We start from the raw sequence: 22,563 nt of genomic DNA, 5'->3' as shown, positions 1-22,563 counted from the left end.
GGGTTCTATGCCAGCCGGCGGCAGGGCAGGGGCGCACCGGCCGCTCAGTAATCCCCCGGGACAGCGAAGCCATCCGTTCTGAGCTCGTCGAGATGGGCGATCACATCGCGCAGGCGGATGGGACGGAACTGCCAGACATCGACGCCCACATCGACCCGGCCCCCGAATTCGGTGGCCATCGGCGGCACCGAGCCATGGGTGTGACCGTGCAGGTGGATGCTGTTGCGCGCGCCAGCCCATGAGGCCATCGGGTAATGCGACATCACCAGCTTTCGCTTCCGGCCGCCCGGCATGAGAACCGCCGCTTCGAGGTAGTCGCAGACCCGGGCCCACTTGCGGGACTTCACCAGGACCTGCCTGTCGTGGTTACCGCGGATCAGCAGCCGGTGCTTCCCCGGCAGCCGTTTCACGTCGATGTCGCTGGCGTTGTTCCAGGTCAGGTCGCCCAGCACGACCAGAGTGTCCTCCGCCCCCACGCGTTCGAGGTTCTGTCGGATCGTCGCGTCCATCTCCTCGACCGAGAGAAACGGCCGCTCGCAATGCCGGCGGATCGCATCATGGCCGAAATGCGGATCGGCGATGAACCATGTCCGCTCCTCGTGCAGCGAGATTCTCTGCGTGGTCGTGTCGATCATCGTGGCGGGTACCTTTTTCTCTGGACGCCCATGGATAGCTCAACAATCTATACGTGTAACGTGCTGATCTTGCGGGCAGTCCCGGCCGGGGCGGGATCGGAGGCCAATGACCCTGCGACAACCGCTGGTACATGGGCGGTCCAGACGCTAGAAGGCGCCGGATATTTCAGGCCGACCAGAAAAGAACGGGTGTCATGGGAGAGACTTCAACCGAGCTGCGCCGCGCCATCGCGGGAATGGACGACGAACAGCTTCCGGTGCCGCAACATCGTCTGCATGGGCCGGGGCATTTCCTCGGGCTCTATGCGGCCGAACACGTGGCGGCGACCGAATTCGTGATCGGCGCGGCCTTCGTGGCGCTGGGCGCCACGATCCACGACATCCTGATCGGCCTGCTGATCGGTAACCTGCTGGCGGTGCTGAGCTTCTGGCTGATCACCGCGCCGATCGCCGTGAAGACCCGGCTCAGCCTCTACACCTATCTCGAACAGAACATGGGCGAGCTGTTCTCGCGGCTCTACAATGGCGCGAACGTCCTGATCTTCATCGTCATTTCGGCGGCGATGATCACCGTCTCGGCCACAGCTCTGAGGGTGCTCTTCGGGGTGCCGCCGCAGCACATGCCCTATCCGACAAGCGCCTCCTTCGTGCTGATCGCCGCCTCGGCCAGCGTGATCGCCGTGCTGGTGGCCTATTACGGCTTCAACGTGCTCAGCGAATTCGCATCGATCTGCGCGCCATGGTTGATGGTGATGTTCACGGCGGGCGGCATGGTGCTGATCCCGGCGTTGAACGAGTCGCTGACCGGGCAGACCGTGCTGGCGAGCTTCGGGGACTTCGTGGATCTGGCGGGGGCCACGGTGTTCACCGGAACCAATGCCGATGGCGAGCCGGGAATCGGCATCTGGGAGGTCATCGGTTTCGGCTGGGCCGCCAATACCTTCGCCCATTTCGGCCTGATCGACATGGCGCTGCTGCGCTATGCCCGCAAGAAGCGCTACGGCCTCTGCACGGCGACCGGCATGATGTTCGGCCACTACGTCGCTTGGATTTCCGCCGCGCTGATGGGCGCCGCGACCGCGGCCTTCATGCAGACCTCCATCGCGTTCGTCTCGCCGGGCGACGTGGCCTATCTCGCCCTCGGCGCCAGCGGCTTCGTCATCGTCATCGTCGCGGGCTGGACCACGGCGAACTCCAACCTCTACCGCGCGGGCCTCGCCGCGCAGGCTGTGTTTCCCAACATCTCGCGCACCAAGGTGACGCTGATCGTGGGCGCCGTGGTGGTGGTGGGCAGCTGTTTCCCGATCATCTATCGCAGCTTCCTGCCGCTTCTGACCTATGCGGGCCTGCTGCTGGTGCCCGTGGGCGGCATCGTCTTCGCCGAGCAGCACCTGTTCCCGCGCATGGGCATGAAGACCTACTGGCACAGGCTGCGCGGCGCGCATCAGAACTACCCGGCGGTCATCACTTGGGCCGTGGCGCTGGTCTTCGGCTTCGGGTTGAACATGATCGACCTGTTTCCGTTCTATTACCTTTTCGTGCCGACATGGATCCTGTCGGTCCTGCTTTACACCGGGCTGGCGAAGCGCGCCGGGGCGGACCGCGCCTGGCCCGAGGCCGAAGCCCGGCTCGCGGCATTCGACGAGGCGGTGAAGGAACATCATCGGGAACTGGCGGCGCGCGAGGTCACCGAACCGGTGAAGGACACGAGCGTTCTGACCAAGATCATCCGGGCGGTCTGGATCGTGGTCGGACTGCTGATCCCGGCCGTGCTGGCGTGGCGCGTCCTGTTCGACAGCCCCGATCTCGACAGCTATTACGCGAACCGGGAGCTGTTCTACAGCCTGACCATCTGGTGCACCGCGATCTATTTCAGCTTCGCATGGTGGGACCTGAAGCGGTCGAAGGCGCCCCGGCGGACGGCCATGCCCGTGGAGTGCCCCGCGGAATAAATCGTGGGGGAGGCGGCTCAGGCGCCCGGATAAGGCGTTCCGGATTGCGGAACGCCTGGTTGAATCCGGGCGCGTCAAAAACGGGAAACCGCTTTCCGAGACGAGGCGGCGCCTGGGCCGCTTCGCCCCTCGGATCGGAGGCGACGGCAGCGGTTCCGCGGTCGCGTCAGCTCGGGCGCTTCAGCAGCCAGACCAGCACCCCGGCGAGCGTGCCCCAGAAGGCGCCGCTGACGCCGAGAAGGGTCATGCCGCTGGCGGCGAAGAGAAAGGTCAGGGCCGGCGCTTCGAGCCGGCCCGGCACGCTGAAGGCACCCGACAGCGACGAGACCAGCGCCGGGATCAGCGCCAGACCGGCCACGGCGGTGATCAGTTCGGACGGCGCGATGCTGGCCAGCGCCACGATCGGCTCGGCAAAGAGCGCCATGGCGACATAGGCCAGCCCCGAGGCGATCGCGGCCCAGTAGCGGCGCGACGGCTCGCGGCCTGCATCCTCACCCGACATCATGGCGGCGGTGATCGCGGACATGTTGACGGGGATGGCGCCGAAGGGGGCGATCAGCAGGCTGGCGAGGCCGGTGCGGCGGATCAGCGGCTGCCGCTCCACCGCGTAGCCGTTCAGTTCCAGCACCGCGAAGCCGGGGATGTTCTGGCCCGCCATCGTGACGAGGTAGAGCGGCAGCGCCACCGAGACGAAGCCCTGCAGGCTGAAAACCGGCATCAGCGGCACCAGATCCGGCAGGCCGGTGCCGCTCGCCGCCATCGCGCTGGCCGGGGCCTCGACGGCGAAGAAGGTCACGGCGAGAAAGGCGAGGATCGTCAGCGGCATCGCCGCGAGACGGTGCCAGGCCAGTCCCGCCGCCCAAGCCAGCAGGAGCGGCAGGATCAGGGCGGGGGCCGTGCCGAGCGCCTGTGCAGGCGCAAAGCAGAGCCGCAGCAGCACGCCCGCCAGAAGCGCGTTGGCGACGGGCTTCGGGATCGCCGCCACGAGGCGTCCCAGCACCGGCACGAAGCCAGTGGCGAGTATCAGCGCCGCGCAGAGGATCATCGACCCCACCGCCTCGGCGAAGCCGCCGGGCAAAGCGCTGGCCGAGGCGAGAAAGGCCGCGCCGGGGGTCGACCATGCGACGGCAGCCGGAATCCGCGAGACGGCGGGCAGCCAGATGCTGCACAGCCCCATCCCCATCGTTGCGAAGAACAACCCCGTGGCGACCTGCGCCTCGGTGGCGCCCATCGCGCTCAGCCCCGCGAGCACGATCGCGAATGAGGCCGAATAGCCCACGAAGGCGGCAAGCAAGCCCATGTAGATCGCCGAAAACGAGGCTTCACGTATCATCGCGACGATGCCCTTTCGATTGTCCGCGGGCACGTCGTCCCTGCCACCTAGGGGCTACCTACGTGAAGTCATTCGGATATGCGAGTTCCTGCCGGCTCGCCCCGGTTCAGGCCCGGTCGCGGCCCCGATGGGGGCGTTCCGCCAGACCGTTCAGCCCGAGGACCGGCGCGAACATGAGCTCAGGCCCGGCGTCTGCTCCATAGGGCCCAGACCCGAAGGTCGAACATGACCTTGGCCGTCGCGGCGAGAACCAGAAGGCAAAGCGCCGTCTTCGACACGGTTCCCATCGTCCCCTCGATCAGCAGCGCGTGGATCACGCTGCCCAGCGCGATGACCATCGCGAGGGTGGTGTGCGCGAGACGCCAGCGCCTTGGCGGGATGCGACGCTGGCGTCGCAGGATCGCCAGCAGCGCCGAGGCGAAGACGGCCCACATGGCGATGACGCCCCAGGCCGAGAAGGGTGTCGGGGAGGTGAAGAGCAGCGCGTCGATCACGTCGGGCGGGCTGGTCAGCCAGAGCCCCGCGACATGGGCGGTGACGGCCACGACCAGCGTTCCGCCGATCCAGCGATGCACCCGGCGTCCGCGCAGCGGTGGCAGGCCGGGCAGGTATCCCCCCACGAGGAGCGGCTGCAACAGGATCAATGCCATCGCGGCGACCCCGGCGAAGCCGGCGCCGATATAGACCGGCTCGCGCCAAGCCAGCAGCGGGCTTGTCGCGGCCACGGCAAGGGGTACCACGATGGCGACCGAGAGCGCGCCCCAGATCAGGACCGGACGCAGCCGCACCGGGTGCTCAGGCCGGTTGAAGCACGAATTGCGCGGTGAGGCTGGTGTCGCGCGCGCTGGCCATCACCGGGCGCAGGAACACCGTCTGGAAGGCATCGTCGTCATAGGCGAGGTGCCCGTGCGGCTGGCCGAAGGCGGGCACGATCTGCGGCATCTCCAGCCGGAACTGGCCATTGGCGTCGGTGAGCGTGGCGCCATGGCTGTGCGGATCGCGCTCGTGCCCCTCGGTGGTGTGGGCCCAGATCTGGATTCGCACCCCTGCGAGCGGCGCACCGTCACCGGCGCGGCGCACCGAGCCGGTCATCCAGAACCCGCCACCGCCGATGCGTTCGACGATGGGCGCGCCGGGGAGGTAGTTGTTGGAGCCACCGCGCATGCTGGGTGTCGGCGCGAGCCCCTGCGCCCGGGCCGGCATCAGGAGGCCCGAGGCCCCCGTGAGCAGCGCCGCGGCCATGGCGGCCGAGCCGGTGGCAAGGATGGTGCGGCGGGTCGGTCGATCATGGATCATCTCGGTCCCTCCTGTCTGAGCCCACGAGGTCCGCGATGCCTCCCGGGACGGTCATGACTGCGTGCGGAATTCCCTATGGAAGCCATAGCAAATTCCGGCGTCGAAAGGGATGCGGGATGTCACCGCGCCCACGGCTTCGTGATGGGCCCTCCACCGGTCCGGGCATGATAGCTCGACCGGGGAAGAGCGAGTCGCATCCGTTCGCCCAAGCCTCCATTGACACGAGATGGCTGTGGCGACGGTCGTCCCAGGCTTCGGGCCGACCGTTTCGCCACGGACGGGACGGGAATATCCCCAATATACCCTTGATCCCAAGGGGTGGTTCTTGCAACTTCCAGCCAGCCCGAGTCGACCGGTCCCGCCCGGTCAGAGGCAAGGTCCCATAGCTCAACTGGATAGAGCAGCTGACTTCTAATCAGCAGGTTCGGGGTTCGAGTCCTCGTGGGATCGCCAGCCGCCTCGCGGCGGCTCTCGGTCCGGTCTCAGCCTTTCTTCCCTTCCAGGCGCGCCGCGCGCAAAGCGGCGATCTTGGCGTTGCGGGCCTCGGTCTCGGCGTCGAGGATCGCCTTGGCGGCGCGGGTGGTGACGTCGCCCTTGGTCTCGGGGACGGGGGTCGGGGCAGGACGATCGGGTGCCGCGCCGGTAGCGCGGATCATGCGGGCTTCGAGTTTGGCGAAAGTGGATTCGAGGGCGTTCATCAAACTGTCCTTTGATCGGGCGTCCGCTGTGCCGACGACATGCCGGCTCGGGGCCTCGCTGCAATAGAGATATACCGGCCCCATCGCTCGGCAAGGTCCCGCGCATCCGGCGCGGAGTGGCGGTCCAGGCGGATCAAGGCGCGAATAGGGCTGTGGCCCGATCACGGGGCGGTGTAGAAAGCGATCGCGGAAACGGCATCAAGACCAACCAGCGGGACATGAGCAGATGATCACACGGGCATTCACGGCGGCAGCATTCGGCATCGTCGCGGCGGGCGCGGCGCAGGCGCAAGGCTTTGCGGGCGGCACGCTTTCGGTCGAGACCTCGGCCTTCTTCGAGGAGGCCGATATCGGCTACACCACCTATTCGGGCGGGTTGCAGTTCGACGTCGGCGCGGGCTTCGGGCTGGCGCTCGACCTCGCCTCCTACGGCTTTTCCGGCTTCGGCTCGGATGGCACCAACGCGACGCTGCACGCGATCTATGATTTCGGGCCGCTGATGGCCTTCGGCGATGCCCGCTTCGGGGCCTTCATCGGCCGCGACGGCTATGAGGATGGCGACGCCGAGATCTTCGGGATCGAGGGCGCGGGCGAGGTTTATGGCCTGCGCGCCGAGGGCTATCTGGCGCGGCATGACGGCGATCTGGGCGACATCAACCTCGCGGGCGTCTCGGCGCTTTACGACATCACGCCGCAGATCTTCGCCACGGGCGATTTCGGCGTCGCCGATGGTGAGGGCAATGCCGAACTGATGCGCGTGGCGCTCGGCGGCGGCTACCGGATCGATGGCGGGCCGCGGCTCTGGGGCGAACTGGGCCGGATCGAGGCCGAGGAGGACGCCTTCAGCGGCGACGAGACCTATCTGGCGATCGGCGCCGAGATCGGCTTCGGGCCGATGTCCGGGACCAGCTTCGACAGCCGCAGCCTGTTCGACATAGTGCCGGGTCTCTGAGCCGGCTCAGGCTCTCAGGGCGCGCCGGGCGGGACCCCGGCGTGCCCGATCGCGCGCAGGAAGCCTGTCACATGCGCGGCCCAGTCCTCGGGGCGTTCCGCAGGTGACAGGTGTCCGGCGCGTCGGATGATCTCGAACCGGGCGCCGGGGATCAGCTCCACCGTCTCGCGCATCAGGTCGGGGGGCGTCGAGCGGTCCTCGGCCCCTGCGAGACCCAGAACCGGCAGGCGCAGCCCCGACACCGGGGTCCAGAAATCGGTGCCCGAAACGGCGGCGCTCGACCCGACATAGCCTTCGACCGGGGTGCCGGTCAGCACCCGGCGCGCCCGCGCCGCCACCGATCCGTGCCGCGCGTCGCGCCCGAGCCAGCGGTCGAGCACCGCGTCCGCCTGCGCGGCGACGCCGCCGCGACGGATCGCGGCGATCCGCTCCTCCCACAGCTTCGGCGTGCCGATCTTGGCGGCGGTGTTCGACAGCACCAGCCCACGCACCAGATCGAGCCGCTTCACCGCCAGCCCCTGCGCCACCATGCCGCCCAGCGACAGCCCCGCGAAGACCGTCTCGGCGAGGCCGTGCGCCTCGATCACCGCCTCGGCGTCCGAGACCAGCTGGCCCATCGAATAGGGGGCGGGCGGCGCGTCGGAATTGCCGTGGCCGCGCAAATCGTAGCGCAGCACCCGGATGTCGCCCGGCAGGAGCGGCAGCACCGCGTCCCACAGCGTCATGTCCATGCCCAGCCCATGCGCCAGCACCAGCGCGCCGTCGGGCCCCTGCAGCCGCGTCGCGAGGCGGCAGCCATCGCGCGCCTCGACGATCACGCGAGTGTCTCCAGCGCGCGGGCATAGAGCGCGGCATCGACATTGCCGCCGGTGGCCACCGCGATCACCGCGTCGCCATCGATCCGTTCGGGCCTGAACAGCGCCGCCGCGAGCGCCACGGCGCCGCCCGGCTCGATAACCACCCGCAGGTGGCGGAACGCGAGCGCCATGGCGCGCAGCGCCTCCTCGTCGCCGACCGCGAGGCCGGGGCCGCAGAGCCGCTTCAGGATCGGAAAGGTGAGCGCGCCCGGCTGCGGCGTGACGATCGCGTCGCAGAGCGAGCCCGAAAGCCTGTCGTTACGGCGGATCTCGCCTGCCGCGAGGCTGCGTGCCACGTCGTCGAAGCCCTCGGGCTCGGCAGGGCGCACCCGCAGCCCCGGGGCCTCGGCCTCGAGCGCCAGCGCCACGCCGGAACTCAGCCCGCCGCCGCCGCAGCAGACCAGCACCTCGGCGTGCGTGACGCCGGCCTCGGCTGCCTGCTCGGCCAGTTCGAGGCCCAGCGTGCCCTGGCCCGCGATCACCAGGGGGTCGTCGAAGGGCTTGATCAGCGTCAACCCGCGCGCCTCGGCCAGCGCCGCGCCCATCGCGTCGCGATCGTCGGTGTTGCGGTCGAACGGCACGACCTCCGCGCCCAGCGCGCGGGTGTTGTCGATCTTGGCCTGCGGCGCGTCGACCGGCATCAGGATCACCGCCGGGATGCCATGCTCGCGCGCCGCATGCGCGACGCCCTGCGCATGGTTGCCCGAGGAAAAGGCGATGACGCCACGTGCCCGCACATCCTGGGGGATCGCCGAGACGGCGGACCAGCCGCCGCGCGCCTTGAACGAGCCGGTGACCTGCAGGCATTCGGCCTTCACAAGCACCCGGCGGCCCGCGATGGCGTCGAGCGCGGGCGAGGACAGCAGCGGCGTGCGCCTCAGGTTGCGACCGAGGCGGGCGCGCGCGGCCCGGATCATCTCGATATCGCTCAAGTCTCGTCCTCCATCACGGCCCGGCAGCGCCCCAGCCAGTCTTCCAATGCCGCGAGCGCCTCCGGTTCGTCAAGGAAGGGGACATGACCGCGCCCGGGGACCTCGGCGAAGATCATGTCCGGGTGGCGGCGGCGCATCTCGGCCGCCGTGTCCGCGGTCAGGAGTTCGGAATTCGCACCGCGGATCAGCGCGGTGGGCAGGCCCCCGAGCGCGTCGAAGAGCGGCCAGAGATCGGGGGCGGGCTGCACCGCCCCGCCCAGCACCGCCTCGCGCAGCGCCGGGTCGTAGCGCAGGGTCAGCCCCCCCGGCGTCTCCTCGTAATGGCCGCGCACCTCTGCGAGCCAGCGCTCATGCGGCACCCCCTCGAAGCCGGTCCAGCTGCGGGCCCGGTCGCGCGCCGCCTCCTCCCAGCTTTTCTGCGCGGGCGTGATGCCGAGATAGCCCTTGATCGTCTCGAGGCCCGCCGGCGCGATCTCGGGTCCGATATCGTTGAGCGACACGCCGATCAGCCGGTGCTTCACTGTGGCCGCCAGCGCCATGGCGATCAACCCGCCGCGCGAGGTGCCGAGGATCGCGGCGCGCGACAGGCCGAGATGGTCCATCAGCCCCAGCACGTCGCGCGATTCCTGCATCACGGTATAGGTCGCGGGATCGGCCCAGGCCGAGCGGCCACGGCCGCGATAATCGGGCCGGATCAGCCGCACGCCGCGCAGATGCGGCGCGAGATGGTCGAAATCGGCGGCGTTGCGCGACAGGCCCGGAAGGCACAGGAGCGGCAGCCCCTCGCCCTCGTCGAGATAGTGCAGCCGCGCCCCATCCTCGGCCCGGAACTTGGGCATCAGGCGAACTCCGCGATATGGGTAAGATCGGGCAGCTCATGGGTGGGTCGCGACCAGAGCCGGTCGCGCGGCTCGCCTTGGCGGTTCACCCAGGCGGTGATGAAGCCGTAACCGGTCGCGCCGGCGATATCCCAGAAGTTCGAGCTGACGAAAAGCACCTCGTTCTTCTCGCAGCCGAAACGCTGGCCCACGAGGTCGTAGACCCGGGCGTCGGGCTTGTAGACCCCGGCGGCCTCGGCCGAGAGCACCGCGTCGAGACTGCCGCCGATGCCGGCGGATTCGACCGCGCGGTCGAGCATCTCGGGCGCGCCGTTCGACAGGATCGCGACGTTGCGGCCCTTGGCCTTGAGGTCGGCGAGCACCTCGCGCGCCTCGGGAAAGGCGGGCAGGGTGTCGTAGAGCGCCAGGAGCCGCGCCCGCAGGTCCGGGTCCGACAGCCCGGCCTTTTCGAGCGTCCAGGTCAGCGCGTCGGCGGTGACATGGCCGAAATCGATGTGATGGCCGGCGATGCTGCGCAGCCATGTGTATTCGAGCTGCTTGGTGCGCCAGTCCCGCGACACCTGCTCCCAGTTCTCCGCCAGCGCCTCCCCGCCGGGCTCGGCGCTGGCGATGCGGGCCGCGCCGCCGACGTCGAAAATCGTGCCGTAGGCGTCGAAAACGATTGTGGTGATGGTCATGAAATCCCCCTCTGGTGGCGAGGCTGGCATGCCCCGCCTCCTAGGGAAAGGCTTCTCGGGGCGATCGGGTTGCGATCCGGGGTCAGGCTTCCTACCTTGGGGGGGACCGACGAGGAGCACCCGCCAGCAGCGGCCTCCAGACATTCACCCGCAAGAACCCCATTCAAGGAGAGGCTCATGACGCAAGTCAAGCAGGGCGACACCGTGCGCATTCATTACACCGGCACCCTTTCGGACGGCCAGACCTTCGATTCGAGCGAGGGCCGCGAGCCGCTCGAATTCCAGGTCGGCTCCGGCCAGATCATCCCCGGTCTCGACAGCGCCATGCCCGGCATGGAAGTTGGCGAGAAGAAGACCGTCGAGGTGGCCTGCGACAACGCCTATGGCCAGCCCGATCCGAATGCCCGCCAGGCCGTGCCGCGCGACTCGATCCCGGCCGACATCCCGGTCGATCCGGGCACCCGCCTGCAGATGCAGACCCCGCAGGGCCAGGTCGTGCCGGTGACGGTGATGGAAGCCACCGAGGAGCAGGTGGTGCTCGATGCCAACCACCCGCTGGCCGGTCAGGACCTGACCTTCAAGGTCGAGCTGGTGGGCGTCGACCCGGCCTGATCCCGGTGACACGACCAAGAAAGGCCCCGGCGACGGCTGTCGCCGGGGCCTTTTCGTGTCCGCCCCCCGCCCATGCCCGACCCGGTCCGGAACGCCCGGCAACCCATGCGCGGCAGCAGACGGACCCCGTCCGGTCCGTCGGGGGCTTGGGGAGGTAAGGGCGCGCTTGTCAAAGGCAGGATCGGTAACGAGCGGCCCCGCAAGACGACGAGCCGGTCGCCTCGCCCCGTCGATCCGCTGTCGCCGACTTCGGTTCGGGGCCGATATCCGGCAGTGCCCGGATATCGGTGCGAGGCCGCCGGTCGTGGGCCGGAGGCGCGTACCCGCGCGCTCTCGCCGCGCGCTTCGCAGTCTGTTTTAGATGTTCTCGCTCTGCGGCATGCCCAGCACGTGGTAGCCGCCATCGACATGCACGATTTCGCCGGTGGTGCAGGCCGCCGCGTCCGAGCAGAGATAGAGCGCGGTGCCCCCCACGGCCTCGAGCGTCGCGTTGGAGCGCAGCGGCGCGTTCATGTCGGTGTGCTTGAAGGTCTTGCGCGCCCCGCCGATGGCAGCGCCCGCCAGCGTCTTCATCGGGCCGGGGGAGACCGCATTGACGCGGATGCCCTCGGGGCCGAGGTCGTTGGCGAGGTAGCGCACGCTGGCTTCCAGCGCCGCCTTGGCCACGCCCATCACGTTGTAGAAGGGCGTCACCTTGTTCGAGCCCTGATAGGTCAGGGTGATGATCGAGCCGCCGGCGCTCATCAGCGGATGGGCGCGGCGAGCGATGTCGATCAGCGAATAGCAGGAGATGTCGAGCGAGTTGCGGAAGTTCTCGCGGCTGGTGTTGATGAACCGGCCGGTCAGCTCGTCCTTGTTGGAATAGGCGATCGCGTGGACCACGAAATCCAGCCTGCCCCAGCGCTCCTCGATCTTCTTGAAGGCGGCGTCGAGCGAGGCGTCGTCGGTGACGTCGACATCGAGCAGGAAATCCGAATTGAGCTGCGCCACGAGCGGCGCGACGCGCCGCCCGAAGGTTTCGCCCTGGTAGGAGAAGGCCATCTCGGCTCCGGCGCCGTGCAGCGCCTTTGCGATGCCCCATGCGATAGAGCGGTCGTTCGCGACCCCCATGACAAGCCCGCGCTTGCCCACCATCGACATCATGTCCGTCTCTCCTGCCTGTCTCGTCAGTCGTTGAAGCGCGACAGCAGCATCGAGCCGTTGGTGCCGCCGAAGCCGAAGCTGTTGGTCATCACCGTGTCGAGACCGGCATTCTCGCGCAGTTCGGTCGCGATCTCGCCATCGTTGATCCCCTCGGCGAGGTTCTCGACGTTGATCGACGGCGCGATGTAGTCGCCCTTGAGCATCAGCAGGCAGTAGATCGCCTCCTGCGCGCCGGTCGCCCCCTGGCTGTGACCGGTCATCGACTTGGTCGAGGAAATGGGGGGCGTGTTGCCCTCGCCGAAGACGCGGCGCACCGCCTCGACCTCGCCCACGTCGCCCACCGGCGTCGAGGTGCCATGCGCGTTGATGTAGCCGACCTTGCGATCCTCGGGCAGGGTGGAGAGCGCGATGCGCATCGCCCGCTCGCCGCCTTCGCCCGAGGGCGCCACCATGTCATGCCCGTCGGAGGTCGCGGCGAAGCCGGTGACCTCGGCGTAGATCTTGGCGCCGCGCGCGCGGGCGTGGTCCAGATCCTCGAGCACCACCATGCCGCCGCCACCGGCGATGACGAAGCCGTCACGGTCGCGGTCGAAGGCACGCGACGCCTTCTCGGGCGTGTCGTTGAACTTCGAGGACATCGCGCCCATCGCGTCGAACAGGCAGGACAGGGTCCAGTCGAGTTCCTCGCCGCCGCCGGCGAACATCACGTCCTGCTTGCCCATCATGATCTGCTCGGCGGCGGCGCCGATGCAGTGCAGCGAGGTCGAGCAGGCCGAGGTGATCGAGTAGTTGATGCCCTTGATCGCATAGGCGGTCGAGAGGTTCGCCGAGACGGTCGAGGACATGCCGCGTGGCACCATGAGCGGACCGATGCGCTTCGGCGAGCCGGTCTTGAGCACGGTCTGATGCGCGGCGAAGAGGTTCGAGGTCGAGGGACCGCCCGAGCCCGCGATCAGGCCGGTGCGCTCGTTCGAGATCTCGGTCTCGGTCAGTCCGGCATCGGCGATCGCCTGGCGCATCGAGAGGTAGGCGTAACCCGCCCCCGGTCCCATGAAGCGCAGGGTCCGCTTGTCGATCTCTTCCTTGAGATCGATCTTCAACGTGCCCGCGACACGGCTGCGAAAGCCGTATTCGGCCATTTCCTCGGAGGCCTCGATGCCCGAGCGGCCCGCGCGCAGCGCGGCATCCACTTCCTCGGCCGAGTTTCCGATGGGCGAGACGACCCCGAGGCCGGTGACGACGACGCGACGCATGGCGCCTCCTTCCTTGACGGGTTCAGCTCTCGGAGAGAGCGACCTTCATGTCCTTGACGAGATAGATGGTCTCACCGTCGGCCTCGACCCGGCCGTCGGCGACGCCCATGGTGAGACGGCGGGTCTGTACCGCCTTGGTGAAATCAACGTAATAGGTGAGCTTCTTGCGATCGGGGCGCACCATGCCGGTGAGCTTCACCTCACCGACGCCGAGCGCGTAGCCGCGCCCCTTCCAGCCGCGCCAGCCGAGGTTGAACCCGGTCAGCTGCCACAGCCCGTCGAGGCCGAGGCAGCCGGGCATGATCGGGTTGCCCGGAAAGTGGCACTCGAAGAACCACAGGTCAGGCGTGATGTCGAACTCGGCCACGACATGGCCCTTGCCGTGCTCGCCGCCATCGCCCGAGATGTCGGTGATGCGATCCATCATCAGCATCGGCGGCGCCGGAAGCTGGGCGTTGCCCGGCCCGAACAGTTCGCCGCGCGAACATTTCAGCAGCGCGTCCTTGTCGAACTGGGTCGGATACTGTGACATGTGGCCCCGTCGGTTCGTTTCGGTTTCGTTGGCACAAGCCTCTAGCACCGGGCCGCGCGATAGGGCAAGGGCGGGGGCCGTGCGGCGCGATTGCGCGACATTGAAATTGCCGTGGATAAAGGGCATATCTGGTTCGTCATGACGCACACGTCCCAACCTCGCGCCCGTCGCGGCGCCGATTGGCTGGCCACGGCCGGGCTGCGCCCGACGCGCCAGCGGCTCGCGCTCGCCACGCTGCTGGTGGGCGACGGGCAGGATCGCCATGTCACCGCCGAAAGCCTGTTCGAGGCGGCCTCGCAGGCCGGCTACAAGGTGTCGCTCGCGACGGTCTACAACACGCTCTCGGCCTTCTGCGCCGCCGGCCTGATGCGCGAGATCACCGTGGACGGCTCGAAGAGCTATTTCGACACAGACATGACCGACCACCCGCATTTCTACTGGGAGGACGACGCGCGGCTCTCCGACGCGCCGGCCGATCAACTCGAGATTTCGCGGCTGCCCTCGGCCCCCGATGGCGCCGAGATCGCCAAGGTCGACGTGGTGATCCGGCTGCGCCGGCGCTGAACCGATCCTCGGGCCGGGTATCACGCGCAGGAGCGGGTTGCAGAAAAGGGTCTGAAGGCAAGGGCGAAGCCAACCCGCTTTGCGCCTCATCTTTCTCCAAATACGCAATCTGCAAGGCCGGCCCCGCGCTGCCTTCGGGTCATCTGCTTGCAGCTTCCTGTCCACGCGCCTAGCCTCCCGCGCAAACTCAAAGGAGGTTGCGCCATGCAGATGGATGAAGTTGCGCGCCGGGGCCTCGTGCTCCTGGGCTGCGGCAAGATGGGTTCGGCGATGCTGGCGGGATGGCTCGAAGGCGGTCTGCCAAAGCAGTCCGTCACCGTGCTCGACCCCAAACCCTCGGAGTGGCTGCAAAAGCAGGGCGTGCGCCTGAACGAGGAGCTTCCCGAAGACCCGGCGATCGTGCTGGTCGCGGTGAAGCCGCAGATGATGGGCGACGCTCTGCCCTCGATGCAGGCCAAGGGCAACGGCTCGACGCTGTTCGTCTCGGTCGCGGCCGGTACGCCGATCGCCACCTTCGAACAGGCGCTGGGCGAGAGCACCCCGATCGTGCGCGCCATGCCGAACACGCCTTCGGCGATCGGCCGCGGCATCACCGCGATCATCGGCAACGCGCATGCCACGCCCGAACAGGTCGATCTTGCGGAGGAGCTGCTGCGGGCCGTGGGGCAGGTGGTGCGGCTGGAATCCGAGGACCAGATGGACGGCGTCACCGCCGTGTCGGGCTCCGGTCCGGCCTATGTGTTCCATCTGATCGAGACCATGGCCAAGGCGGGCGAGGAGCAGGGGCTGAGCCCCGAGCTGGCGCTCCAGCTTGCCACCGCCACCGTGGCGGGTGCAGGCGCGCTGGCCGATGGCTCGGACGAGCATCCCGGCAAGCTGCGCGAGAACGTGACCTCGCCCAACGGTACGACCCAGGCCGCGCTCGACGTGCTGATGAACGAGAAAGACGGCTTCCCGGTACTGCTGAGCCGGGCGCTCAAGGCCGCGGCCGACCGCTCCCGCGAGCTTGCGAATGGGTGAGGCGCGGTCTTCGGAGATCGTCTTCGACGATTTCGCCAAGGTGGACATCCGCGCGGGCACGGTGACCCGCGCGGAGCCCTATCCGGAAGCCCGCAGGCCCGCGATCAAGCTCTGGATCGATTTCGGCGAGGAGATCGGCGAAAAGCGGTCCTCGGCGCAGATCGCGACACATTACGACCCCGCCGATCTGGAGGGCCGGCAGGTGCTGGCGGTAGTGAACTTTCCGCCGCGCCAGATCGGTCGGTTCCTGTCTGAGGTGCTGGTGCTCGGCCTGCCCGACGCCGAGGGCGCGATCGTGCTGATCGGCCCGGACCAGCCTGTGCCGTCGGGAGGGCGGCTGTCATGACCAAGAAGACCATGCTCGTCACGCGGCCGCTGCCGCAATCCGTGCTCGACGCCTGCGCGCAGAAGTTCGAGGCGACCTTCCGCGATGCCGATCGCGGATTGACCGAGGCCGAGGCGGCCGAGGCGCTCGGCGCCTATGACATCATCCTGTGCACGCTGGGCGATCGTTTCACCGCGCAGGCCTTCGCGCAGGCCGGCGAGATCCGCTGCGGCCTGCTCGCCAATTTCGGCGTGGGCTACAACCATATCGACGCGGATGCCGCACGCGCGGCCGGCGTCGCGGTGTCGAACACGCCGGGCGCGGTCACCGATGCCACCGCCGATATCGGCCTGACGCTGCTTCTGGCCACGGCGCGCCGTGCCGGCGAGGGCGAGCGCCTGGTGCGGGCCGGGGCGTGGACCGGCTGGGCGCCGACGCAGATGCTGGGCGCGCATGTCACCGGCAAGACCGTCGGCATCGTCGGCATGGGCCGGATCGGCCAGGCGGTGGCCAAGCGCTGCGCGCTCGGCTTCGACATGCAGGTGCTCTATCACAGCCGCTCATCCAAGGCGGTGCCGCTGCCCGCGATGCAGGTGGGCGATCTCGAGGAGCTGATGTCCTCGGCCGATTTCGTGGTGGTGACGGTGCCGGCCACGCCGGAGACCAGGCACCTGATCAGCCGCGACATGCTGTCGGTGATGAAGCCGGGTGGCGTCCTCATCAATATCTCGCGCGGCGACGTAGTCGACGAGACGGCGCTGATCGAGGCACTGGAGGCGGGTCGGATCGGCGGCGCCGGGCTCGACGTCTACGAGAACGAGCCCGAGGTGCCCGAGCGGCTGCGCAGGCTCGACAATGCGGTGCTGCTGCCGCATCTGGGTACGGCGGCGCTCGAGGTGCGCGAGGCGATGGGGCGGATGGCCTTCGACAATGCCTGCGCCTTCGTCAAGGATCAGGCACCGCCGAACCTCGTCAACTGATCCTCAGGCGGGGCGGTCGCCGATCGCCTCGCGGAAATGCCGGCGGCAGAGCGAGACGTAGCGGTCGTTGCCGCCGATCTCGACTTGGTCGCCCGCCATCGCCACCCGGCCCTCGGCATCCTTGCGCACCACCATGGTCGCCTTGCGGCCGCAATGGCAGATGGTGCGCACCTCGCGCATCTCGTCGGCCAGCGCCAGCAGCGTCGCCGAGCCGGGAAACAGGTGCCCGAGAAAGTCGACGCGCAGCCCGTAGCACATCACCGGGACCTTCAGATCGTCCACCGCGCGGGCGAGCTGCCACACTTGGTCGGGGGACAGGAACTGCGCCTCGTCGACGAAGACGCAGGCGCAGGGCGTCTCGAGTCGCGCCCTGATCTTTTCGAACAGGTCGTCGCCCGCGTCGAAGGTGTCGGCCTTCGAGCCGATGCCGATCCGGCTCTTGATGAAGCCCTCGCCCGAGCGGTTGTCGAAGCGCGCGGTCAGAAGGTAGGTCTGCATGCCCCGCTCGGCGTAGTTGTGCGCCGCCTGCAACAGCACCGTCGACTTGCCGGCGTTCATCGTCGAGTAGTTGAAATAGAGCTTGGCCATGGCCGGTCACATACAAAGGGCGGCGCGTCCTGACAACGCGCCGCCGGGGCCGGGGGCAAGAGTTTTGCAAGACTCTTGCGCAAATCCTTCGAAGGATTTGGATCAGGCCTGGGAGGGAACGTCGCCCTGCAATTGCATCCGGCCGATCGGCCGCACGCTGGTCGCCTGCGGGCCCATACCGTTCGGGCCGTCATCGACGATCGACAGCTCCACGGGCGTGTTCTCCTCGAGCTTGCCGAAGCCGTCCTCGGCGACGCTCGCCTTGTGGAACCAGATGTCGCGACCGTCGAGAGTCTCGATGAAACCGTATTCGGTGAAGAGCTGACGCACCCGGCCCTGTGGCGGCCCCTCATGCGCCTTCACGTCGCCCTGTACCTTCTGGGCGGCATGCTCGAGCTGGCGCTCCATCGCGTAGAAGGCATCCCGCACGGCGAGGTAGGGATCATGCTTGTCGCCCTTGCCCGGGTCATGGCTTACCACGAGCTCCTTGCCCGGCACGCGGCATTCGACGCGCACGTGGTAGCCCTTGGCGCCGCCCTGACTGCGGTTCGGGACCTCGACCACGACGTGACAGCTCGTGATGTGATTGTGAAAGCGCTCCAGCTTGGCGGCGCGTTCGCGGATCCGGGCCTCCAGCCCGTTCGAGCTGTCCATGTTGTGGAAGGCGATCTCGAGGGGGGTATCCATGCGTTTCTCCCTTCTGGTTGGTGAGGGAGAAACGCATGGTCGCTCACGCCGTTCCGGCCAGCGTCAAGCCTGCAGCGAACGCACGCCGACCTCGCCCTCGACCCGGGCCTTCATCGCCTGGGCCGCGGCCTGCGCGGCGGCGGCGGTGGTGAAGTAGGGGATCTTGGCGTGCAGCGCCGCCGAGCGAATGTCGCGGCTGTCCTCGATCGCCTGCGCGCCCTCGGTGGTGTTCATCACCAGCGCCACGTGGCCGTCCTTGAGCCGGTCGACGATGGTGAGCCCGCCCTCGTAGAGCTTGTTCACCAGCTCCGCCTCGATGCCGTTCTCCTTGAGCCAGGCCAGCGTGCCCCGAGTGGCAAGGATGCTGAGCCCGAGATCGGTGACGGTGCGCGCGGCCTCGGCCATGGCCGGGGTCTTGTCGCCGTCGCGGATCGACAGGAACACGCGGCCCTCGCGTGGCAAGTCCGAGCCCGCGCCCATCTGTGCCTTGAGGAAGGCCAGAGCGAAGCTGCGATCCCAGCCCATCACCTCGCCGGTCGAGCGCATCTCCGGGCCGAGGATGGTGTCGACGCCAGGGAAGCGGGCGAAGGGCAGAACCGCCTCCTTGACCGAGAACCACGGCATGTTCGGATCGGCCAGGGTCATCGGGTCGGCGAAGGGTAGGGGGGTGTCGTAGTCGACGTTCTCATAGGCCGGGCGGAACGGGAAGGCCGAGAGCTTCTCGCCGGCCATCAGACGTGCCGCGATCGAGGCGATGGCGCTGTCGGTGGCCTTGGCGACGAAGGGCACGGTGCGCGAGGCGCGCGGGTTCACCTCGATCAGGTAGACCTCGTCCTCCTTGACCGCGAACTGCACGTTCATCAGCCCGACCACGCCCAGCGCCTTGGCCAGCGCCTCGGTCTGGCGCCGGATCTCGGCCTGGATCTCTTCGCTCAGCGAATGCGGCGGCAGGCAGCAGGCGCTGTCGCCCGAATGCACGCCGGCCTCCTCGATATGCTGCATTATGCCCGCGACATGCACCTGTTCGCCGTCGCACAGCGCGTCGACATCGACCTCGGTCGCGCCCGAAAGATAGCTGTCGAGCAGCACCGGGCTCTTGCCCGAGACAACCACGGCATCGCGGATGTAGCGCTTGAGGTGGTCCATGTCGCGGACGATCTCCATGGCGCGCCCGCCCAGCACGTAGGAGGGGCGGATCACCAGCGGGAAACCGATGCTCTCGGCGATGTCGAGGGCCTGGGCGTCGGTCGAGGCGATGCCGTTCTTCGGCTGCTTGAGCCCGAGCCGGTTCACCAGGTCCTGGAACCGCTCGCGGTCCTCGGCGAGGTCGATCGCGTCGGGGGTGGTACCGAGGATCGGGATGCCCTCGTCATGCAGCGCGTTGGCGAGCTTGAGCGGGGTCTGGCCGCCGAACTGCACGATCACGCCATGCAGCGTGCCGCGCTCCTGCTCGACCCGCAGGATCTCCATCACGTGCTCGAAGGTCAGCGGCTCGAAATAGAGCCGGTCGGAGGTGTCGTAATCGGTCGAGACGGTCTCGGGGTTGCAGTTGACCATGATCGTCTCGTAGCCCGCATCGGTCAGCGCGAAGCAGGCGTGGCAGCAGCAATAGTCGAACTCGATGCCCTGGCCGATCCGGTTCGGCCCGCCGCCGAGGATCACCACCTTCTTGCGGTCCGAGGGGCGCGCCTCGTCCTCGACCTCGCCCATCACCGGGTGCTCGTAGGTCGAGTACATGTAGGGCGTCTGCGCTTCGAACTCGGCGGCGCAGGTGTCGATCCGCTTGAACACCGCGGTGACCCCGAGATTGCGCCGCGCGCGACGGACATTGTCCTCGTCGCGCCCCGTCAGCGCCGCCAGGCGCGCATCGGAGAAGCCCATCATCTTGAGGTGGCGCAGCCCTTCCTCGGTGGTCGGCAGGCCGTTCCTGCGGATCTCGGCCTCGGTCTCGACGATCTCGCGGATGCGGGCCAGGAACCACGGGTCGAACTTGGTCACGGCCTGGATCTCGTCGTTCGACAGCCCCTCGCGCATCGCCTGCGCGATGACCCGAATCCGGTCGGGGGTGGTCTTCGACAGCGCCTTGGTGATCGCCGCCTTGTCCGGTGCGCCGGCGATCTCGATCTCGTCGAAGCCGGTCAGACCGGTCTCCATCGAGGCCAGCGCCTTCTGGAAGGATTCGTGGAAGGTCCGGCCGATCGCCATCGCCTCGCCCACCGATTTCATCGCGGTGGTCAGATGCGGCTCGGAGCCGGGGAACTTCTCGAAGGCAAAGCGCGGGATCTTGGTGACGACGTAATCGATGGTCGGCTCGAAGCTTGCCGGCGTCACCTTGGTGATGTCGTTGTCGAGTTCGTCGAGCGTGTAGCCCACGGCGAGCTTGGCCGCGATCTTGGCGATCGGGAAGCCCGTGGCCTTGGAGGCCAGCGCCGAGGAGCGCGAGACGCGCGGGTTCATCTCGATCACCACCATGCGGCCGTCATCGGGGTTCACCGCCCACTGCACGTTCGAGCCGCCGGTCTCGACGCCGATCTCGCGCAGCACGGCGATCGAGCCGTTGCGCATGTGCTGGTATTCGCGGTCGGTGAGGGTCAGCGCCGGGGCGACGGTGATCGAATCGCCGGTATGCACGCCCATCGGGTCGACGTTCTCGATCGAGCAGACGATGATGGCGTTGTCGGCGCGGTCGCGCACCACCTCCATCTCGTATTCCTTCCAGCCCAGCAGGCTCTCGTCGACGAGGATCTGGCCCACGGGCGAGGCATCCATCCCGGTGCGGCAGTAATGCTCGTATTCGGCGCGGTTATAGGCGACGCCGCCCCCCGTTCCGCCCAAGGTGAAGGCCGGACGGATGATCGCCGGCAGGCCGATCTCCTCGAGCGCCTCGATGGCGAGGCTGACACCTGCGTTGAGGTCGCGCTTGCCATTGGCCAGCTTCGGCGCGGTGATGATCGTGGCCTTCGGGTTCTCGAGCCCGATCCGGTCCATCGCCTCGCGGAACAGCTTGCGGTCCTCGGCCATCTCGATGGCCTCGCGCTTGGCGCCGATCATCTCGACGCCGAACTTTTCCAGCACGCCCATGTCCGCGAGCGCCAGCGAGGTGTTGAGGCCGGTCTGCCCGCCCATGGTGGGCAAAAGCGCGTCGGGGCGCTCCTTCTCGATGATCTTGGCCACGACCTCGGGGGTGATCGGCTCGATGTAGGTGGCGTCGGCCAGCCCCGGATCGGTCATGATCGTCGCGGGGTTGGAGTTCACGAGGATGACCCGGTAGCCCTCTTCGCGCAGCGCCTTGCAGGCTTGCGCGCCCGAGTAGTCGAACTCGCAGGCCTGGCCAATGACGATCGGCCCCGCGCCGATGATCATGATCGAGCGGATATCGGTTCTTTTCGGCATGGGACCCTCGTGTTTCTCGCGCAGCCTCAAGGGGAGGGGGCCGCGCAAATCGTCGCGGTTATAGACATGGGCGGGCGCAGCGCAAGGCCCCGCGGTCCCGCTAGGGAAAGCAATCGTCCCGCCCCCTGTCGCCCGGCCGTCCGGCGATGTATCGGAGAGGCGCAAAAGAATGTGGACGAAGATGCGGATAGGCTTCGACAGCGGCCCCGGCGGGCGGGGCGCAATCTTCTCGCGCCCGCAGCGGCTGATCGAGGCGTGGCAGCCCGGCGGCGTGCCGCTGGCGCTGGCCGCCATCGACGCGGCGCGGGCCGAGGGGGCTTGGGTCGCGGGCTATGCGAGCTACGAGCTGGGCTATGCGCTGGAGCGGCGCCTGACCCCCGCGATGCCCGCGCCGCGGCGTCTGCCGCTCCTTCGCTTCGGCGTGTTCGAGACAGAACCCGAGCCATGGGCCCCCCGGGCCGGCCCTGCCAGCCTCGGGGCCCTCGTTTCGCGCTGGACGGCCACCGAGCACGCGGCGGCGCTGCAGCGGGTGCGGGCCTATATCGCGGCGGGCGACATCTATCAGGCCAACCTGACCTTCCCTCTGGATGCGGCCTGCTCGGGAAGCCCCGAGGCGCTGTTCGCGGCGCTGTCGCGCGGCCAGAGGGTGTCGCACGGGGCGTTGGTCGAGCAGGAGGGGCTGCCGGCGCTGGTCTCGCGCTCACCGGAGCTGTTCTTCGCCACAGACGGGGTCGGGCGCATCGAGACCCGGCCGATGAAGGGCACGCGGCCGCGCGGCGCGACGCCCGAGGAGGACGCCGCGCATCGCGCCTTCCTCGCCGCCGACGAAAAGAACCGCGCCGAGAACCTGATGATCGTCGATCTGCTGCGCAACGATCTGAGTCGGGTGGCGCTGCCGGGCAGCGTTTCGGTGCCGAAGCTGTTCGACATCGAAACCTATGCGACGGTGCACCAGATGGTGAGCCATGTCGCGGCGCGGCTCGCGCCCGGCGTCGGCCTCGGGGCGGTCCTCGCGGCGCTGTTTCCCTGCGGCTCGATCACCGGCGCGCCCAAGCTGCGGGCGATGGAGATCATCCGCGAGCTGGAGCCGTGGCCGCGCGAGGCCTATTGCGGCGCGATCGGCTGGGCCGCCCCCGATGGTCGGTCCTCCTTCAACGTCGCGATCCGCACGCTGATGGTCGAGGCGGGGCGCGCCACCCTCAATGTCGGCGGCGGCATCGTCTGGGACAGCGATGCGGCTTCGGAATGGGACGAGGCGTTGTGGAAGACCCGCTTCGCCCGCATTCCGGGCTGAA

The 22,563-nt window shown here is 68.3% G+C and carries 23 protein-coding genes and 1 tRNA gene; 9 read left to right on the top strand and 15 right to left on the bottom strand.

All coding sequences use genetic code 11. The features are described 5' to 3' along the window. Positions 1–44: 44 nt before the first annotated feature. Positions 45–635: a metallophosphoesterase gene (locus tag O4G76_RS04315; protein WP_269396151.1), complete on the bottom strand. Its 591-nt coding sequence runs from the start codon at positions 633–635 to the stop codon at positions 45–47. 194 nt (positions 636–829) lie between these two features. Between O4G76_RS04315 and O4G76_RS04310 the strand changes: the two genes are divergently transcribed. Next, positions 830–2,587, top strand: a complete 1,758-nt coding sequence (locus O4G76_RS04310; protein ID WP_269396150.1) for a cytosine permease — start codon at positions 830–832, stop codon at positions 2,585–2,587. Between the two features lie 166 nt (positions 2,588–2,753). On the opposite strand, the gene O4G76_RS04305 is transcribed toward O4G76_RS04310, so the two are convergent. The 3 genes from O4G76_RS04305 to O4G76_RS04295 form a co-directional block, all read right to left on the bottom strand. Continuing rightward, a complete protein-coding gene (locus tag O4G76_RS04305; protein WP_269396149.1) occupies positions 2,754–3,920 on the bottom strand; it encodes a benzoate/H(+) symporter BenE family transporter in 1,167 nt (388 codons plus the stop codon). Positions 3,921–4,099: 179 nt separating this feature from the next. After that, complete coding sequence (locus tag O4G76_RS04300; protein WP_269396169.1) at positions 4,100–4,702, bottom strand: ferric reductase-like transmembrane domain-containing protein; 603 nt, start codon at positions 4,700–4,702, stop codon at positions 4,100–4,102. A 13-nt stretch (positions 4,703–4,715) separates the two neighbouring features. Continuing rightward, positions 4,716–5,216 (bottom strand): twin-arginine translocation pathway signal, encoded by a 501-nt coding sequence (locus O4G76_RS04295; protein WP_269396148.1) that lies wholly within the window; start codon positions 5,214–5,216, stop codon positions 4,716–4,718. Positions 5,217–5,592: 376 nt separating this feature from the next. Here O4G76_RS04295 and O4G76_RS04290 point away from each other — a divergent pair. Continuing rightward, a tRNA-Arg gene (locus tag O4G76_RS04290) sits at positions 5,593–5,669 on the top strand. A 29-nt stretch (positions 5,670–5,698) separates the two neighbouring features. Here O4G76_RS04290 and O4G76_RS04285 read toward each other — a convergent pair. Continuing rightward, positions 5,699–5,914, bottom strand: a complete 216-nt coding sequence (locus O4G76_RS04285; RefSeq protein WP_269396147.1) for a hypothetical protein — start codon at positions 5,912–5,914, stop codon at positions 5,699–5,701. Between the two features lie 226 nt (positions 5,915–6,140). On the opposite strand from O4G76_RS04285, the gene O4G76_RS04280 reads away from it, so the two are divergent. Further along, a complete protein-coding gene (locus tag O4G76_RS04280; protein ID WP_085895553.1) occupies positions 6,141–6,866 on the top strand; it encodes a hypothetical protein in 726 nt (241 codons plus the stop codon). A gap of 14 nt (positions 6,867–6,880) precedes the next feature. Here the strand turns inward: O4G76_RS04280 and pcaD are convergent, their stop codons facing one another. The 4 genes from pcaD to O4G76_RS04260 are packed head-to-tail and all read right to left on the bottom strand — an operon-like array spanning position 6,881 to position 10,171. Then, positions 6,881–7,684, bottom strand: a complete 804-nt coding sequence (pcaD, locus tag O4G76_RS04275; protein WP_269396146.1) for a 3-oxoadipate enol-lactonase — start codon at positions 7,682–7,684, stop codon at positions 6,881–6,883. Further along, on the bottom strand, positions 7,681–8,655 hold the full coding sequence (locus O4G76_RS04270) for a threonine/serine dehydratase (RefSeq protein WP_269396145.1): 975 nt from the start codon (positions 8,653–8,655) through the stop codon (positions 7,681–7,683). Before O4G76_RS04270 ends, pcaD begins: the two co-directional genes overlap by 4 nt. After that, positions 8,652–9,494, bottom strand: a complete 843-nt coding sequence (locus O4G76_RS04265) for an alpha/beta fold hydrolase (RefSeq protein WP_269396144.1) — start codon at positions 9,492–9,494, stop codon at positions 8,652–8,654. Before O4G76_RS04265 ends, O4G76_RS04270 begins: the two co-directional genes overlap by 4 nt. After that, positions 9,494–10,171: a haloacid dehalogenase type II gene (locus tag O4G76_RS04260; RefSeq protein ID WP_269396143.1), complete on the bottom strand. Its 678-nt coding sequence runs from the start codon at positions 10,169–10,171 to the stop codon at positions 9,494–9,496. The genes O4G76_RS04265 and O4G76_RS04260 overlap by 1 nt, the downstream gene beginning before the upstream one ends. Before the next feature lie 177 nt (positions 10,172–10,348). Here O4G76_RS04260 and O4G76_RS04255 point away from each other — a divergent pair, with 177 nt between their 5' ends. Beyond that, positions 10,349–10,783, top strand: coding sequence for a peptidylprolyl isomerase (locus O4G76_RS04255; RefSeq protein WP_085895558.1), 435 nt, complete (start codon positions 10,349–10,351; stop codon positions 10,781–10,783). A 357-nt stretch (positions 10,784–11,140) separates the two neighbouring features. On the opposite strand, the gene O4G76_RS04250 is transcribed toward O4G76_RS04255, so the two are convergent. The 3 genes from O4G76_RS04250 to fabA are packed head-to-tail and all read right to left on the bottom strand — an operon-like array spanning position 11,141 to position 13,711. After that, positions 11,141–11,926, bottom strand: a complete 786-nt coding sequence (locus tag O4G76_RS04250) for an enoyl-ACP reductase (protein WP_269396142.1) — start codon at positions 11,924–11,926, stop codon at positions 11,141–11,143. 23 nt (positions 11,927–11,949) lie between these two features. Next, positions 11,950–13,179, bottom strand: a complete 1,230-nt coding sequence (fabB, locus tag O4G76_RS04245) for a beta-ketoacyl-ACP synthase I (RefSeq protein ID WP_269396141.1) — start codon at positions 13,177–13,179, stop codon at positions 11,950–11,952. Between the two features lie 22 nt (positions 13,180–13,201). Next, positions 13,202–13,711 (bottom strand): bifunctional 3-hydroxydecanoyl-ACP dehydratase/trans-2-decenoyl-ACP isomerase, encoded by a 510-nt coding sequence (gene fabA, locus O4G76_RS04240; RefSeq protein ID WP_269396140.1) that lies wholly within the window; start codon positions 13,709–13,711, stop codon positions 13,202–13,204. 138 nt (positions 13,712–13,849) lie between these two features. On the opposite strand from fabA, the gene irrA reads away from it, so the two are divergent. The 4 genes from irrA (at position 13,850) to O4G76_RS04220 (ending at position 16,600) form a co-directional block, all read left to right on the top strand. Then, positions 13,850–14,275 (top strand): iron response transcriptional regulator IrrA, encoded by a 426-nt coding sequence (irrA, locus tag O4G76_RS04235; protein ID WP_269396139.1) that lies wholly within the window; start codon positions 13,850–13,852, stop codon positions 14,273–14,275. 204 nt (positions 14,276–14,479) lie between these two features. Continuing rightward, on the top strand, positions 14,480–15,295 hold the full coding sequence (gene proC / locus O4G76_RS04230) for a pyrroline-5-carboxylate reductase (RefSeq protein ID WP_269396138.1): 816 nt from the start codon (positions 14,480–14,482) through the stop codon (positions 15,293–15,295). Next, complete coding sequence (locus O4G76_RS04225; RefSeq protein WP_269396137.1) at positions 15,288–15,641, top strand: tRNA-binding protein; 354 nt, start codon at positions 15,288–15,290, stop codon at positions 15,639–15,641. The genes proC and O4G76_RS04225 overlap by 8 nt, the downstream gene beginning before the upstream one ends. Next, complete coding sequence (locus tag O4G76_RS04220) at positions 15,638–16,600, top strand: D-glycerate dehydrogenase (protein WP_269396136.1); 963 nt, start codon at positions 15,638–15,640, stop codon at positions 16,598–16,600. Before O4G76_RS04225 ends, O4G76_RS04220 begins: the two co-directional genes overlap by 4 nt. Before the next feature lie 3 nt (positions 16,601–16,603). Here the strand turns inward: O4G76_RS04220 and O4G76_RS04215 are convergent, their stop codons facing one another. The 3 genes from O4G76_RS04215 to carB form a co-directional block, all read right to left on the bottom strand. Further along, on the bottom strand, positions 16,604–17,188 hold the full coding sequence (locus O4G76_RS04215) for a thymidine kinase (protein WP_269396135.1): 585 nt from the start codon (positions 17,186–17,188) through the stop codon (positions 16,604–16,606). A 102-nt stretch (positions 17,189–17,290) separates the two neighbouring features. After that, entirely contained in the window at positions 17,291–17,875 is a 585-nt protein-coding gene (locus O4G76_RS04210; protein ID WP_269396134.1) for an HPF/RaiA family ribosome-associated protein, read from the bottom strand. Positions 17,876–17,938: 63 nt separating this feature from the next. Continuing rightward, entirely contained in the window at positions 17,939–21,268 is a 3,330-nt protein-coding gene (gene carB, locus O4G76_RS04205; RefSeq protein WP_269396133.1) for a carbamoyl-phosphate synthase large subunit, read from the bottom strand. Between the two features lie 181 nt (positions 21,269–21,449). Here carB and O4G76_RS04200 point away from each other — a divergent pair, with 181 nt between their 5' ends. Further along, positions 21,450–22,562 (top strand): aminodeoxychorismate synthase component I, encoded by a 1,113-nt coding sequence (locus tag O4G76_RS04200; RefSeq protein ID WP_269396168.1) that lies wholly within the window; start codon positions 21,450–21,452, stop codon positions 22,560–22,562. The last annotated feature ends 1 nt before the right edge of the window (position 22,563 follow it).

It is taken from the genome of Limimaricola sp. G21655-S1, from assembly GCF_027213785.1.
Classification (GTDB): Bacteria; Pseudomonadota; Alphaproteobacteria; order Rhodobacterales; family Rhodobacteraceae; genus Limimaricola.
Note: the sequence above shows the minus strand (reverse complement) of the source record. Positions and strands in the feature narration are given on the sequence as shown.

What these genes read in the sequence shown, in the direction of transcription:
- O4G76_RS04210 (WP_269396134.1), bottom strand. Translation starts at nt 17,875, where the DNA reads ATGGATACCCCCCTCGAGATCGCCTTCCACAACATGGACAGCTCGAAC.
- O4G76_RS04295 (WP_269396148.1), bottom strand. Translation starts at nt 5,216, where the DNA reads ATGATCCATGATCGACCGACCCGCCGCACCATCCTTGCCACCGGCTCG.
- O4G76_RS04285 (WP_269396147.1), bottom strand. Translation starts at nt 5,914, where the DNA reads ATGAACGCCCTCGAATCCACTTTCGCCAAACTCGAAGCCCGCATGATC.
- O4G76_RS04315 (WP_269396151.1), bottom strand. Translation starts at nt 635, where the DNA reads ATGATCGACACGACCACGCAGAGAATCTCGCTGCACGAGGAGCGGACA.
- O4G76_RS04200 (WP_269396168.1), top strand. Translation starts at nt 21,450, where the DNA reads ATGCGGATAGGCTTCGACAGCGGCCCCGGCGGGCGGGGCGCAATCTTC.
- O4G76_RS04250 (WP_269396142.1), bottom strand. Translation starts at nt 11,926, where the DNA reads ATGATGTCGATGGTGGGCAAGCGCGGGCTTGTCATGGGGGTCGCGAAC.
- O4G76_RS04260 (WP_269396143.1), bottom strand. Translation starts at nt 10,171, where the DNA reads ATGACCATCACCACAATCGTTTTCGACGCCTACGGCACGATTTTCGAC.
- fabA (WP_269396140.1), bottom strand. Translation starts at nt 13,711, where the DNA reads ATGTCACAGTATCCGACCCAGTTCGACAAGGACGCGCTGCTGAAATGT.
- O4G76_RS04280 (WP_085895553.1), top strand. Translation starts at nt 6,141, where the DNA reads ATGATCACACGGGCATTCACGGCGGCAGCATTCGGCATCGTCGCGGCG.
- O4G76_RS04310 (WP_269396150.1), top strand. Translation starts at nt 830, where the DNA reads ATGGGAGAGACTTCAACCGAGCTGCGCCGCGCCATCGCGGGAATGGAC.
- fabB (WP_269396141.1), bottom strand. Translation starts at nt 13,179, where the DNA reads ATGCGTCGCGTCGTCGTCACCGGCCTCGGGGTCGTCTCGCCCATCGGA.
- O4G76_RS04265 (WP_269396144.1), bottom strand. Translation starts at nt 9,494, where the DNA reads ATGCCCAAGTTCCGGGCCGAGGATGGGGCGCGGCTGCACTATCTCGAC.
- proC (WP_269396138.1), top strand. Translation starts at nt 14,480, where the DNA reads ATGCAGATGGATGAAGTTGCGCGCCGGGGCCTCGTGCTCCTGGGCTGC.
- O4G76_RS04305 (WP_269396149.1), bottom strand. Translation starts at nt 3,920, where the DNA reads ATGATACGTGAAGCCTCGTTTTCGGCGATCTACATGGGCTTGCTTGCC.
- O4G76_RS04220 (WP_269396136.1), top strand. Translation starts at nt 15,638, where the DNA reads ATGACCAAGAAGACCATGCTCGTCACGCGGCCGCTGCCGCAATCCGTG.
- carB (WP_269396133.1), bottom strand. Translation starts at nt 21,268, where the DNA reads ATGCCGAAAAGAACCGATATCCGCTCGATCATGATCATCGGCGCGGGG.
- irrA (WP_269396139.1), top strand. Translation starts at nt 13,850, where the DNA reads ATGACGCACACGTCCCAACCTCGCGCCCGTCGCGGCGCCGATTGGCTG.
- O4G76_RS04225 (WP_269396137.1), top strand. Translation starts at nt 15,288, where the DNA reads ATGGGTGAGGCGCGGTCTTCGGAGATCGTCTTCGACGATTTCGCCAAG.
- O4G76_RS04255 (WP_085895558.1), top strand. Translation starts at nt 10,349, where the DNA reads ATGACGCAAGTCAAGCAGGGCGACACCGTGCGCATTCATTACACCGGC.
- O4G76_RS04215 (WP_269396135.1), bottom strand. Translation starts at nt 17,188, where the DNA reads ATGGCCAAGCTCTATTTCAACTACTCGACGATGAACGCCGGCAAGTCG.